The following is a 12,522-nucleotide window of genomic DNA, read 5'->3' on the forward strand; positions in this document are numbered from 1 at the left end:
CACCTTCTGACCCTAGGAACCAATGGATTCAGGAAAAAGGCGCAGTCAGCTTGATTACGCGCTGGCTTTAAAACAGGCGCTGGCCTGATGAGTACCTCGTGATACGGAGCTGAAAATATGTCCCTGAGCATCAAGACCCCTCTTCTGGAATCCCTGCCTTTTAGTCAACTGGCTGGCACCAAGGTATGGATGAAAATGGAGGCAGCACAACCTTCTGGCTCGTTCAAGATTCGTGGAGTGGGGTACGCCTGCGAGCAACATCATGCCCGGGGTGCCAAGCGCTTTATCTCTTCGTCAGGCGGCAATGCCGGACTGGCGGTTGCCTATGCCGGGCGTCGACTTGGCGTTCCTGTCATCGTCGTTGTTCCAGAAACCACTACTGAGCGGGCGCGAAACCTGTTGGGCTTGGAGGGGGCTGAAGTAATCGTTCATGGCAAGTCTTGGTTCGAGGCGAATGAGCTTGCCCGTTCGTTGCTGACATCTGATGACGCCTTCATCCACCCGTTCGACGATCCGCTCCTGTGGGAAGGGCACGCCTCAATGATTGATGAGGTTGTTGCCGAAGGTGTCCGCCCCGATGCCGTCGTGCTCTCTGTCGGCGGTGGTGGCCTTCTGGCCGGTGTCGATAGGGGCTTGTGCCGTAATGGCCTTGGTAGCATCCCGATCTACGCCGTCGAGACGGAGGGAATGGCATCGTTCAATGCGTCTATCAAAGCGGGGCAGCTAACGGAAGTAACGGTGTTGTCCGGAGCGGCAACCTCGCTCGGTGCCAGGCAGGTTTGTCAACGCGCATTCGACATTTCGAAAGAGCGTCGAGTGGTACCGGTGCAGGTTACTGATCAAGAGGCTGTTGGCGCGTGCCTAGTTTACCTGAATGACCACCGTACGCTGGTCGAGCCAGCCTGCGGGGCGGCCCTGGCGCTGCTCTACGGAAACAAAGTGGCCCTGAGTGATTTCAGCAACGTGTTGGTCATTGTGTGCGGTGGCTCCACTGCAACCATCGAGTCACTGTCCAGCTTCCGAGGCTAACAAAAACAGTTCTTGGGTACGTGGTGGTTAGCCAGATGCAGGTGGCGTCGACGGGAATACGCCGGTGCTCGCGGCGTTAGTGCAAGACGCGCCAAACAAGCACCGGTCCGTCCGCGCTACGGCTCCAGTCGCAACAGTTCTTGTGCATTCCCTCGGGTGACCTGCTGCGCTCGCTGACTGCCTAATCGCATCCGTTCGAACCAAAGCAAACTGTCTACCTGCCATTGTTCGATATCAGGTTGAGAGGTCTGGCCCAGGTCGGAACTATAGAGCGCCCTGGGCACGTCGCGCAGGACCTGGGTGAAGTCTTCCCATGACTGGTAGCCGAGCAGATAGGTCAGTGCGGTTTGTTCGGTGTAGACCATGGGCGCTTGAGCCAACTCCAGCAGGGCACCGGCGTCCAAACCGGTTAAAGGATTGGCCGGTTGGTTGAGCATCAATCGGGGCACATCCAACCGAACCGCCGCGTCGATCAACAGACGCACTTCCTGGGCGTCGGCATGGCCGGTAGAGATGACGATCGGGTAGTCCCGGGCCATCCGCAGCACATCCAATGTTTGTCCGTTCAGTTTCCCTTCGTGGCTGACGGTCAGCGGCCGGATCGGGTATTTATCCAGGATCCAATGGGCACTGTTGCGCTTGAGGCGGGACTGGTGGGTGCGACCCGTGACGGTGGGAAGGTGCACGATCAGCCGGGCTTCGCTGTCTCCGTGTTGGCACAGCGAACGCTGTACCACTCGGAAATCGATACCGCCGACGATTTCATTGAGTACCACCGAGCCGGAGACGGGAAGTCCTTCCTGTCGGGCCTCCCAGGCTTGTGAAGCGCTGCAGCCCAGGTGGTTCTTCAGCACCACCCAGCCGTTCAGCGAGCTGTAGCGCCGACCGGTCTCCATCACACCGTGGCGCCGCAGGTAGGCGTCGGGACCTGCGTGATAATGCACATCGATAAAGTCAGCTTCGAGTAAACGCCGTGGGTGGCTCATGCGGCCACCTCCAGATTGATGCCCAAGTGCTCGCGCACGGTGCGCATGACCAATGCCGGCGCGTCGAGCAATGGGCGCATGCCGCCATCGGGAATGGGTAAGCGGTAATGGCGGGCCTGCTCGTTGACATGCACGTTGATACCGCGCACCAGCTGTGACTGTTCACCATAGACCGTCAGTAACGCACCGGGAAAACTGTGGCTGGCCTGCCGCAGATCGAGGCGATTGAGCAGCCGGAAACCCAGGTGCAGGCGCTTGGCCTGGAGTGCGGCACTGGCTTGGTCGATGTCGATTGGCCCGCTGGGGCGTGTCCGGGTCGCCGGTTGTACGAATTGATCGAGCAGTTGAAGCGCTTGTTCAAGATCGCCAAGCAGGGCCAGATCGGCCATTTTCCCCAGTCGACCATCTAGAATTCCATCCGCCAGCGCAGGGGAGGACAGCAACAGCACATTGCTGACCCGGGTCGCGAGGCGGGTGCCGAGTAACGCCTGGACGACCGCGCCACCCAGGGCCGAGCCTACCAGCAGATCGATATGGCCCAGCGCCGACAACACGTGTTGCCAACGCTGCGAAAAATCTTCAAGGGATTCGCTCTCGTCAGCCAGCAGCGATAGCGTGTCGAATACGACCACCCGGTAACCCGCTTTTACCAGAGGCGCGATCATGGGCTGGAAGAACAGACCTTCATCCCAAACGGGCATGACCGGTGACATGACCACCGCCAGTTGATTGCCGTTGCCCCATTGGCAGCTTACTGCATTGGACGTTTGCATAATCTTTCTCCCGGGTGCTCAAGCGATTTTGTCGAGAGCCAACAGTTGTTGACTGTTGCGCAGGATTCGCGTGGTTTCGCTCAACAAATCGTGGACGATCTGGCGTGCCGGCTTGATGTCGCCGACCAGATCCAGAACCTCACCTGCCCATATCGCGCGGTTGTCGAGATCGTCGGCGAGAACCGCCCGGGCATAGTCCTGTCGGATCGAATCCGGCGCCTCTCGCAGTGCCTCGTCGCGGCCCAGCCACGCTTGCGAAAACCGGTTGGCGATGGCCCGGCCGCTGTAGTGTTCAGGCCATTCGATGCCGCGCACCAGATCGAAAATTCGCGTGCGCACCGTGTCCGACGTACTGGATTCGATCAGGCGCTTTTTGAACGCGGCAGAAGGCAGGGCCTCCTCGGACGCGAGGAAGCGTGTACCTAACATGACTCCGTCGGCCCCCAGCATCAATGCTGCCGCCACGCCACGCCCATCTGCGATACCTCCGGCCGCAATCAGCGGAACCTTGTCGCCGACTTGATCCTGCACGGCGGGCAACAGTGGCATCAGGCCGCGGCGCAAGCTATGCCCGCCTGCCTCGGCGCCTTGGACGATCAGGGCATCGGCCCCGGCGTCCAGGGCCGCACTGGCCTGGTCCAGCTCATGGATCTGCACGATAACTTTTGCGCCGGCCCGATGAATGATCGGCACGAATGCCGCAGGATCGCCAAATGACAAGGCTATGGCGTTGGGTCCGTATTCCAGTGCCAGATCCAGCAGCGCCATGTTCCGTGCCACGGTGAACATCACCAGGCCGACGCCCCATGGCTGTTTCAGCTCTCGCATGGGCGCCAGCTCGGTGCGCATCCACTGTTCGTCGCCGTAGCTGGCGCCGACCAGCCCCAATCCACCGGCCTTGGATACCGCGGTAGCCAGTTTCGCCCCCGAGGCACCCCCCATGGGCGCGAGGACGATGGGGTGGGAAATATTGAAGCGTTGTGTAAGGCGCGTGTTGAGATCAGCCATATCGATACTCCTGTTGTCGTACGGACAGGCCAGCGGGGCCTGCCCGTTTCGGCTTTTTTTTCACTCAGTGATGAGGGCCGCGGTCAGCGCCTGGGGAATGAAATCGCTCACCTGGTAAAGGTGAAACTCCCAGGTCCCGGTGTCCTTGAGGCCCGAATAACGTGACATGAATGACTCGTCCTGAAACAACGAGTCGAAGGCTTCTTTGCTGGTCCATTGCGCCTGGTTGATGACGGTCTTCCCGTCGAGGCTTTTGTACAGTCGGCTCCACTGGAAGGCCGGGTAGGTTTGCGCCACGTACTGGACGGTATCGCGCAGGACGGCCAGGGCGGCATCTTGCTGGCCTGGATTCACATGGACGACGTTCACCAGAAAAATGGCTTGGTCTTCGCCCGATTGTGGCGCCTGGAATTGTTCGATCTGAGTCATGAGTCATTCTCCTGGAGATGGGGGTGGGTCATTGCGTCAGCCGGGCGGATATCGCCGGGCTGCCGTTTTCCCAAAGCAGTGGATTGATAGGCTCGGCGAACTGGACTGCGTCGACGCGGCCGATGATCACATCGTGGGAGCCATAGCTGAGGCGTTTGTCCAAGGTGCAGATAAGGCTCGATTGCGCATCCGCCAGGCAGGGCAGACCCTGGACATCTTCCCATTGCCCGTGGGCGAAACGTTCGGGGCCTTTGACCTGCCCGGCGAACACCGGCACCAGAGCGCTATGGGCCGCGCTCAGTAGATTGACGCTAAAGCGCCCGGACAGCGTGAGCGGGCTGTGGAGGCTGGCGGAGCGGTTGACGCAAATCAGCAGCGCAGGGGGCGAGGTGCTCACCGAGATCACGGCAGTCGCGACCATGCCCACGGGGTCATCGCCGTCGCGGCTGGCGATGATCGCTACGCTGGACGTCAACCTGCGCATGGCGTTCTTGAACTGATCCGTCAATTCGCCCGGATCAACGTCGGTAGGAATCGGCAGGATCGCGACGTTGCCCGAAACACTGCGGGCTCGAGAATATCTGCTCATGCCACGGCCTCCATGATCCTGACAGGCTTGTGCGGCGCGCGCTGGCCGGCTTGCTCCATCAACGGCAACACTTCCTTGACGAAGCGCTCAAGCCCGCTCTGGTAGTCCAGCCAGGTCAGGTTGATGCCGTCCACACCCAGGTCGGACCAGCGCTGCATCTGGTCGACGATCATTTGCGAGGTACCCACCAACGGCACGCCAGCAAAACCCGCCTTGAAATGGAAACGGAAACGCTCGGCATCGGCGGCGTCCTTGAACATACCGCTCTGCACACCGATCTCGCGGGTCACGTTATCCAGCGCGGCGTCGTCTCCATGCTGGGTCACGTAGTAGTCGAGCTTCTGGTGCGCCTGGCTCAGGGTGTCTTCGTGAACGACGTAGGCATACACCCATATCTGCAGTTCCCGGCCATGTTCCAGGCGCGCAAGGTCGCGGTAGGCCTTGATCTGTTCGCGGATGGTGTCGTCGTCATCTTCGTGCTTGAGGATCAGGAACGCGGCGTCGCAGTGCTTGGCACAGAATTGGCGACCCCTTGGAGAGCCGCCAGCGTTCATCAGGAACGGCCGGTTGATCGGCTTGGGTTCGGCGTAGCCTTGCTTGACGTTGAAAAACTCGCCCTCATAGTCGAAGTATCCGTTGGCCTCCCATGCTTTTCTGGCGATCTCTATCCATTCATCGGCATGGTCGTAGCGTTTGTCGTGGTCACGCTGGTGACCATTGAACATGCCCATTTCCTGGCCGAACCAACCGCAGATCATGTTCAACCCGAAGCGGCCGCCACTGATGTGGTCGATGGTCGCCGCCTGTTTGGCGGCAAACAATGGGTGGACCGTGGACAAGTGCGACGTGGTGAACAGTGCGATCTGCTCGGTGACCGATGCGAGGCCAGCGGCCCAGGTGTAGGTTTCGTAGGAGACGCCCATCGGATTGCTGGCGCCTTCCCAGCCGCGCCAACGACCCACGGGCAGCAAAAGCTCAAGGCCTGCTCGATCGGCCAGGGTGGCGATTGCCAGGTTGCTTTGCCAGTCAGCCGCTCGGTGGCGCTCCGGAGCGGTGGTCAGCGTGCAGCCGCCTTCAATATTGAAGCCGAACACGCCGAGTTTGATTTTGTTCTGGCTGTCGCGCACCGGATTCGGTTTGCGAATGGAAACGTTTGCAGTGGTCATGTCATGAGTACTCTTTCAAATGAATGGAATAAGTCGTAACTCAAACGTTGGCTTGCTTTTCCTTGGGTGACAGCCAGGGCTGGTCGTAGCGGTGCAGGGCGCGGGCCTGTTCCAGGGTGGCGCCATCGCTCACGCTCTGGATGATGTCTTTCTCGGTCTGCTCGACGGCCTGGGCGCGTTGGATGACCTGTTCGGCCTTGTCGGCAGGTATGGCGAGGCAGCCGCTGCTGTCGCAGATCACCAGGTCGCCTGGATTGACCGTGACGCCGGATATCTGCACGGGAACCTGGGTTGCCTTGAGCTGCACTCGGTTCTTCGCCGATTGCATGAAGCGGGCGCGACTGAACAGTGGGTAGTTCAGGCGTTGGACCGTATCGATATCCCGCGCGGCCCCGTCGATCAGCGTGCCGCGAATGCCCCGGCTTTTCGCGACGTGGGTCAGGATGTCGCCCCATGTCGTGCAGTCGGTGCGCCCAGGGTTGCTGGACACAATTACCGCGTCGGACGGCACCTCATCGATGTAGTTGGCAGCGGTCCTGAAGCCGCTTCGTTGATGCACGGGCTCATACAACACCGTGTAGGCGAAGCCCACGCAGCGGGTTCCCGGGACCTGCTGATTGAGACCTGCCAGGCCCCCGGCCAGTCCCAGGCTGTCGAGTGCGTCCGACAGACTGGCGGTGTCGAGTGCCTCGCAGGCTTTGAGCAGTGCATCGTTGTCTTTCACGACGGGAGAAATGATCGCGTTCATGCGTGGGCTCCTTTTTTCAAGGCGTGCTTGTCCTGGTTTACGGACTGCCGGGATGTCACCCCGTCAAGCAGTGCCGCCCCTTCGAGGGTGTGCTTGACGATGGCCGTCGCGACTTCGAAGGTGCTGGCCGTTCCGCCCAGGTCGTAGGTGCGGCAATCACTGCGTGCCACCTGGGCAACCGCGTTTCGAGTCGCTTGGGCGGCGTGGGCATGTCCAAGGTGTTCAAGCATCAGCGCGACGGACAGAAACATCGCGCTCGGGTTGGCCCGGTGCTGGCCCGCATAGGCGGGCGCGCTGCCGTGCACGGGTTCGAAGTAGGCTCCCTGGGCCCCGATGTTCGCGCTGGGAGCCAGGCCCAGGCCACCCATGACGCCAGCCCCGAGGTCGGAAAGAATGTCTCCGAACATGTTTTCCGCCACGATCACCCCGAAGCGTTCTGGCCGTCGAACCATCCACAACGCAACGGCGTCAACGTTATCGATGTTGCATTGGATGTCGGGGAAATCCGCGGCAACCGATTCCAGGATCTCTCGGGCAAACGCGCCGCTGTACCGCAGGACGTTGGGCTTGTCCGCCAGCGTGACGCGGTCGTAGCCTTGTTGGCGCGCGTGCTCGAACGCAAAGCGGAACAGCCGCAAAAGCCCTGCGCGGGTTTGCAGACGCACCGTCATCGTGGCGTCGGTGCAGCTCTCGCGCGTCCACGGCGCTCCGTTGCGTTCGCGCTCAGCCAGTATCGGCTCGAAGGCTTGCGGAATGCTGGCGAAATCCAGCCCGGCGTACAGGCCTTCGGTGTTCTCTCGAATCACCGAAAAGCGATAGCGGTTATTGCCCAGCACATCGGTAACAGGCCGCACGTTGGCAAACAGCCCGAGTTTCTGGCGAAGCTGGATTACTGGCGAAACATAAACCCGCCCGGTCCCCCTGAGTGTTGACGAAAGTTCTGCTTCTGCTTCACGAAGAGGCTTGCTGGTAATGGCTCCCAACAGCGTTGCGTTACTTTCGTTGATCAGGTCCCAGGTTCTATCCGGAATGCAATTTCCCTCCTTCTGCCAGCAGCTCCAACCGATATCTCCAAACTTCAGATCGATGGGCAACTCAAGGGCTTCAAATAGCGGCAGTACCGCCTCGGTGACTTCGACGCCTATGCCGTCGCCTGCCAGAACACATACTTGTTGGCGCTGGCTCATTAGCGAATACCTCCACTTGCAAGTGAGGGCGACAGAGTTGTCGGTAACGGCTTTATAGGTTTTTCCGATTTGCGGTTGCCTTGTTCATGCAATATTTGCAAAGCATGGAAAGTTGAAGCGGGGCGGTGCGCCTTTATCACTTCATCTAGGCGTTGCTGAACATCGAAGGGCATGTTGTAAGTGCCCATCATGACATCCGTCAGCGACAACGGAAGGCTGCTGGCCGGCACAGTGTCGGCGGTGAGCTGGGATAAATGCAGGGCGCTTACCAGATCATAGTCATTGCGAATACCGGCACGCTGCAGGTACGCGACAAACACACCCAAGTGCAGGTTGCCGGCTCCCTTTCCCATGCCGCAAATGGATGCATCGATGTATTCGGCCCCGGCATCCATGGCGGCGATTGAGTTGGAAAGCGCCAGGGAGAGATTGTTATGGGCATGAAAGCCCAGGGGAATCAGGACCCGGCTGGATATTCGCGTGATCAGCCGGTCGACATCGGTCGGAATCATGTTGCCGTTTGAGTCCGCAAACACCAGCAAGTCTGCCCCGGCGTTTTCCGCGCGCAGGCTCATATCGGATATTTCCGCGGGCCCCAGCGTCGTGACGTGCGTGATATTCGCGCTTACCTGGAAACCGTAGGACTTGGCTAGCCGCACGGTGGCCAGCCCATCTTCCAGGCGGTCGCGGCGCAGGCAAACCCTGATCATTGATACGCCATGCTCTTGAAGCAACTGGAAATCGCTGGTATCGACGTTGTGCGGGTGCACCATGACGCACAGGTCGATCCTACCCGCTGCGGCCGCATGGACCGCGTTCAGGTAGCGAGCGTCGACAGCACTGGTGAGACCATGCTCATGCTTGCGCACAAACGAACCGTTGCGGTAACCGATCTCGCAATAAGGAATGCCGGCTTCGATCATTTGAGAAATTGCAGATTGGGCGTAATCAACAGTAAAGTTGAAATCATTACGGTACCCACCATCTCGCAGCGTGACATCGATAATCTTTATCTGGTTCATGAATACAGTCCCTTTATCATGTTTCGAAGGCACGCAAGTGTGCCGTTTTTACTTCGAATAAACAGAGGCAACCAGGAGTAACAATGTCTTGCGCAGCCGAATACGTATAACAGTCTGCCGGTAGCGGCAGCATTATTCATCGTACGGGCAGGGAGATTTATTATTGTAGGAATGCAGCGATACAGCTTTGTTTGAGGTCACGCTTTAAGCGGCAGCTAATTTGCCTGACCTGGTTCGATACTGGACAATATCCCACAGGTTGTAAACAGGTTGTTTTTAACAGCGGCTGTTAAAAATTTCCCAGTCGAGTCGAACCATTCATTAGCGATGTTGCTGGGCAAAACAATGAATGACGAAGTCCATCATTGCCCGTATTCCGGGGGCATTTCGCATGTCGCGATGGACCACCAGCCATAATTCAGCATGTAATGGCTGCTCTTCGACCGGGACCCTTTGCAATCCACCTGAGGCATCGCTCATGAATACAGGCAGCAACGCGATACCAGCCCCCGCCCTGGCCGCTTCGGCCTGTACATCGAAGGATTTTACCCTTAACACCACGGGCCGTTGGCCTGCCGCATTCTCCAGCCAGATGCGCTGAGGGGAGGGTTCCTGCTCATCGTCATGGGCAATGAATTCATAGGCTGAAGCCGCTCGGTCCTGGAGATAGGAGGGTGCGGCGAAGAAGCCGAAGTCCAAGGTGCCGATCTTGCGCACGACCAGATCCGTCTCGGTCGGGCGCCCGACGCTGATTGCGATATCCGCTTCGCGCCTGGCCATGGAAGCCATGCGTGGGTTGGACAGGATCCGCACGTTGACGTCAGGGCATTGTTCCCTTAACCGGCCCAGATGTGGCGCAATGAAGTGTGTCGTCAGGTGGGGAGGCGCGCTAAGGGTAATGTCCGCGACTTTATCGGTGCGAATCGCGCAGACCGCGCGACTCAAGGCACAAGCCGTTTCCTGCATGCGGTTACCCAATTGGGCGATTCGTTCGCCGTTTTCGGTCAACTCGTATCGGTGGCTGCGTCGGTCCACCAAGCGTATCTTCAGGGCCGTTTCGAGGGCGGCTATCCGTCGTGAGACGGTGGCGTGCTCGACGTTCAACGATCGTGCCGCAGCCGCCAGGGACCGTATCCTCGCAAAGGCAATGAAGTATCGAAGGTTTTCCCAGTCGAACTGGGTGCTGTCCACAGGGAAATCGACGGTTTGCGTGGCTGTGAGTGAGGTGCTGCTAACATCCATATCGTGACTCCGTCCGAGTGGTTCTGACCGATAGAAACTCCGCTGAGTTTGAAAAAGACCGTGGCTTGCCACGGTCTTCAATGAATGACTTTAGTGCAAAACCGCTTGGGTTTCCGGCGTAAGACCTGGCTGTCGCGCCCCGTACACGAGCACCTTGGTCGCGATTGTCGCGGCTGCCAACGCGCAGAAAACAAGGCCGTTGATGATGGTTCCTTCCATGCCCATGCGTGCCAGGAACCAGCCACCGGCAGTTGCGCCGAGCGTCACGCCAAGGTTGATGAACGAGATATACAGACCGGTAACAAATTCAGGAGCCTCCGGGGCTTCGGAGGTCAGCCAGACCTGGGTCACGATCAGGCCACTGGTATGGGTGGCACCCCATAGGACGATGATCAAGACCATCGGCAAGATGGCCGGGCTGGCAAAGAAATGCAGGATCAGGTACGACGCGCCCAGCATGATCGGATGCATCAGCGTGGTACCTACCTTGTTCCTGGACAATAAACGGCCCGCCAGCAGATTACCGGCCACACCGCCCACGCCGAACAGGATCAACAGGGCACTGATCACCTCACCGCTCATGCCGGCTTCACGAGACAGGTACTCGGCGCTGTAGGAATACACCGAAAACATCGCACCGAAGATCAGGGTGGAGGCCAGGATATTGAGCCACAGCGTCGGTTTGCGCAGGATAGCCAACTGTTCCCCGTAAGGCGTCCGCTGTCCGGCAAAGGTATCGGGTAGCCGGGCGATGATGCCCAGCCCGGCAATCACATTGACCACGGTGCAGAACAGAAAGGCCGCTTCGTAGGAGAAGCGAGCGGCGATCCAGGTGGTGATAGGCACGCCGAGAACCATGCCCATGCTGGTGCCGACAAATGCCTTGGCCGTCGCCTGCGTAGCCTGTTCCTTGGGATAGAGAGAGGCCACCGCGACGAACGCCAGCGAGAAATACACCGGATGGAAGAACGCCGGAATGATCCGCAGGACCGCCAGTGATCCGTAATTGGGCGCATAAGCCGACAAGGCGCTGGCGCCGGCGAAAATGAACAGTGACAAGGTCAGGATCCGCTTGCGGTTGTAACGCGAGAGCAACAGCACCATGAAGGGACCGAACACCGCGATGATCAGGGCGAACAGGCCTACCAGATAACCCGCCTCCGAGGCGCTTACGCTGTAGCGTTCGATGATCACGGGCAAGATACCGACCACGCCGAACTCGATGGTGTAGACCCCGAACAGACCCAGGGCAATGAAGAACAACGGGTTGAACATTTTCATGGCCGGTCCTCCAGGGTCACGATGACTTTACCGAACTGCTCTCCGGCTTCCAGGTAACGATGGGCCTCGACGATTTCTTCGAAGGCAAAGGTCTTGGCGATCACCGGGGACAGGCTGCCATCAACCAGGCCGCTGGATACGAACCTCTTGCCTTGGGCAAACAGGACGGGATCGTTGACGATTTCATGCAGAAGGTATCCCCGCAACGTCAGGCTTTTTCCCAGCACGGTGAACAGCGGAAAGGGCGAAGGTTCGCTGCTCAGGGCGCCGTATTCGATGATGATGCCGCCGCGACAGGTGGCGTCCGCCAGTTGCTCGATAGCCGGACCGCCCACAGGATCGAAGACAACCCGTACGCCATTACCGGCGGTGATGTGCTCGACACGTGCTGTCAGGTCTTCCACGTCGCTGACGATCACATGGACGGCACCGGCTGCCAGCAGTTTGCGCACCTTCTCCTCGCCACGGGTCACTGCGATAGGAATCGCTCCTACCCGGTTCGCAATCTGGATGGCGGCCAGGCCTACGCTGCTCGACGCCGCGGTTATCAGCACGAAATCTCCCGCATCCAGCTTTGCCACGGGTAACAAGGCGCCCCAGGCCGTGAGATATTGCATCCAGACTCCAGCGGCCTGCTCCATGCTGAGCGAGTCGGGATGCCGGACCAGCATCGCCGCCGGGACGACCGCTCGCTCGGCATAGGTTCCCCATTGAGCGATGCTCGAAGGGGGACCAGGCTGACCGGATCACCTATTTCAAAGTCGTGTACGGCGTCGCCCACGGCTTCGACGAAACCAGCAGCCTCGTACCCGAGTCGGCTGGGGAACTCAGCCTGTTCAAGGTATTGACCGCGCCTGAACATCGACTCGGCGCGGTTGAGACCGATGGCCCTGACTTGGATGCGAACCTCATTGGGTCCGGGCTGGGCGACCGGTAAATCCTCGATCCGCAGAACCTCTGGATCACCGTACTCATAAAACCGAACGACACGTGTCATGGTATTTCTCGCAAGGGTTGGGAACGTTTTCAGTCTAGGGGCGCGTCCAATGCAGAAAAACGCGC

The 12,522-nt window shown here is 59.3% G+C and carries 12 protein-coding genes and 1 pseudogene; 1 reads left to right on the forward strand and 12 read right to left on the reverse strand.

Annotation, left to right across the window (positions count from 1 at the left end):
* Positions 1-117: 117 nt before the first annotated feature.
* Positions 118-1,029: a pyridoxal-phosphate dependent enzyme gene (locus tag PCOSP_RS12470; RefSeq protein ID WP_464711495.1), complete on the forward strand. Its 912-nt coding sequence runs from the start codon at positions 118-120 to the stop codon at positions 1,027-1,029.
* Positions 1,030-1,145: 116 nt separating this feature from the next.
* On the opposite strand, the gene PCOSP_RS12475 is transcribed toward PCOSP_RS12470, so the two are convergent.
* From PCOSP_RS12475 to PCOSP_RS12530, 12 genes and pseudogenes are all read right to left on the reverse strand, one after another.
* Positions 1,146-2,015 (reverse strand): DUF6282 family protein, encoded by an 870-nt coding sequence (locus PCOSP_RS12475; protein ID WP_464711496.1) that lies wholly within the window; start codon positions 2,013-2,015, stop codon positions 1,146-1,148.
* Positions 2,012-2,788 (reverse strand): alpha/beta hydrolase, encoded by a 777-nt coding sequence (locus PCOSP_RS12480; protein ID WP_139642072.1) that lies wholly within the window; start codon positions 2,786-2,788, stop codon positions 2,012-2,014. The genes PCOSP_RS12475 and PCOSP_RS12480 overlap by 4 nt, the downstream gene beginning before the upstream one ends.
* 18 nt (positions 2,789-2,806) lie before the next feature.
* Positions 2,807-3,796, reverse strand: a complete 990-nt coding sequence (locus PCOSP_RS12485) for an NAD(P)H-dependent flavin oxidoreductase (protein ID WP_139642074.1) — start codon at positions 3,794-3,796, stop codon at positions 2,807-2,809.
* A 60-nt stretch (positions 3,797-3,856) separates the two neighbouring features.
* On the reverse strand, positions 3,857-4,225 hold the full coding sequence (locus PCOSP_RS12490) for an antibiotic biosynthesis monooxygenase family protein (RefSeq protein ID WP_139642076.1): 369 nt from the start codon (positions 4,223-4,225) through the stop codon (positions 3,857-3,859).
* Positions 4,226-4,253: 28 nt separating this feature from the next.
* Positions 4,254-4,814 (reverse strand): flavin reductase family protein, encoded by a 561-nt coding sequence (locus PCOSP_RS12495; RefSeq protein WP_139642078.1) that lies wholly within the window; start codon positions 4,812-4,814, stop codon positions 4,254-4,256.
* Positions 4,811-5,980 carry an LLM class flavin-dependent oxidoreductase gene (locus PCOSP_RS12500; protein ID WP_139642080.1) on the reverse strand — a complete coding sequence of 390 codons (1,170 nt, stop codon included), beginning with the start codon at positions 5,978-5,980 and terminating at the stop codon, positions 4,811-4,813. Before PCOSP_RS12500 ends, PCOSP_RS12495 begins: the two co-directional genes overlap by 4 nt.
* Positions 5,981-6,020: 40 nt before the next feature.
* Complete coding sequence (locus PCOSP_RS12505; RefSeq protein ID WP_139642082.1) at positions 6,021-6,728, reverse strand: RraA family protein; 708 nt, start codon at positions 6,726-6,728, stop codon at positions 6,021-6,023.
* On the reverse strand, positions 6,725-7,915 hold the full coding sequence (locus PCOSP_RS12510; RefSeq protein WP_139642084.1) for an isocitrate/isopropylmalate dehydrogenase family protein: 1,191 nt from the start codon (positions 7,913-7,915) through the stop codon (positions 6,725-6,727). Before PCOSP_RS12510 ends, PCOSP_RS12505 begins: the two co-directional genes overlap by 4 nt.
* A complete protein-coding gene (locus PCOSP_RS12515) occupies positions 7,915-8,937 on the reverse strand; it encodes an aldolase catalytic domain-containing protein (protein WP_175385472.1) in 1,023 nt (340 codons plus the stop codon). Before PCOSP_RS12515 ends, PCOSP_RS12510 begins: the two co-directional genes overlap by 1 nt.
* A 321-nt stretch (positions 8,938-9,258) precedes the next feature.
* Positions 9,259-10,179, reverse strand: a complete 921-nt coding sequence (locus PCOSP_RS12520; protein ID WP_139642520.1) for a LysR family transcriptional regulator — start codon at positions 10,177-10,179, stop codon at positions 9,259-9,261.
* 90 nt (positions 10,180-10,269) lie between these two features.
* Positions 10,270-11,460 carry an MFS transporter gene (locus PCOSP_RS12525; RefSeq protein ID WP_464711500.1) on the reverse strand — a complete coding sequence of 397 codons (1,191 nt, stop codon included), beginning with the start codon at positions 11,458-11,460 and terminating at the stop codon, positions 10,270-10,272.
* A pseudogene (locus PCOSP_RS12530) lies at positions 11,457-12,457 on the reverse strand (zinc-dependent alcohol dehydrogenase family protein). The gene PCOSP_RS12525 and the pseudogene PCOSP_RS12530 overlap by 4 nt, the downstream one beginning before the upstream one ends.
* Between the last annotated feature and the right edge of the window lie 65 nt (positions 12,458-12,522).

It is taken from the genome of Pseudomonas sp. MAFF 730105 (assembly GCF_055380705.1).

Excerpts from the sequence above, each read along its gene's own strand:
- PCOSP_RS12500 (WP_139642080.1), bottom strand. The coding sequence starts at position 5,980 with ATGACCACTGCAAACGTTTCCATTCGCAAACCGAATCCGGTGCGCGAC.
- PCOSP_RS12505 (WP_139642082.1), bottom strand. The coding sequence starts at position 6,728 with ATGAACGCGATCATTTCTCCCGTCGTGAAAGACAACGATGCACTGCTC.
- PCOSP_RS12510 (WP_139642084.1), bottom strand. The coding sequence starts at position 7,915 with ATGAGCCAGCGCCAACAAGTATGTGTTCTGGCAGGCGACGGCATAGGC.
- PCOSP_RS12470 (WP_464711495.1), top strand. The coding sequence starts at position 118 with ATGTCCCTGAGCATCAAGACCCCTCTTCTGGAATCCCTGCCTTTTAGT.
- PCOSP_RS12515 (WP_175385472.1), bottom strand. The coding sequence starts at position 8,937 with ATGAACCAGATAAAGATTATCGATGTCACGCTGCGAGATGGTGGGTAC.
- PCOSP_RS12480 (WP_139642072.1), bottom strand. The coding sequence starts at position 2,788 with ATGCAAACGTCCAATGCAGTAAGCTGCCAATGGGGCAACGGCAATCAA.
- PCOSP_RS12495 (WP_139642078.1), bottom strand. The coding sequence starts at position 4,814 with ATGAGCAGATATTCTCGAGCCCGCAGTGTTTCGGGCAACGTCGCGATC.
- PCOSP_RS12475 (WP_464711496.1), bottom strand. The coding sequence starts at position 2,015 with ATGAGCCACCCACGGCGTTTACTCGAAGCTGACTTTATCGATGTGCAT.
- PCOSP_RS12485 (WP_139642074.1), bottom strand. The coding sequence starts at position 3,796 with ATGGCTGATCTCAACACGCGCCTTACACAACGCTTCAATATTTCCCAC.
- PCOSP_RS12520 (WP_139642520.1), bottom strand. The coding sequence starts at position 10,179 with ATGGATGTTAGCAGCACCTCACTCACAGCCACGCAAACCGTCGATTTC.
- PCOSP_RS12490 (WP_139642076.1), bottom strand. The coding sequence starts at position 4,225 with ATGACTCAGATCGAACAATTCCAGGCGCCACAATCGGGCGAAGACCAA.
- PCOSP_RS12525 (WP_464711500.1), bottom strand. The coding sequence starts at position 11,460 with ATGAAAATGTTCAACCCGTTGTTCTTCATTGCCCTGGGTCTGTTCGGG.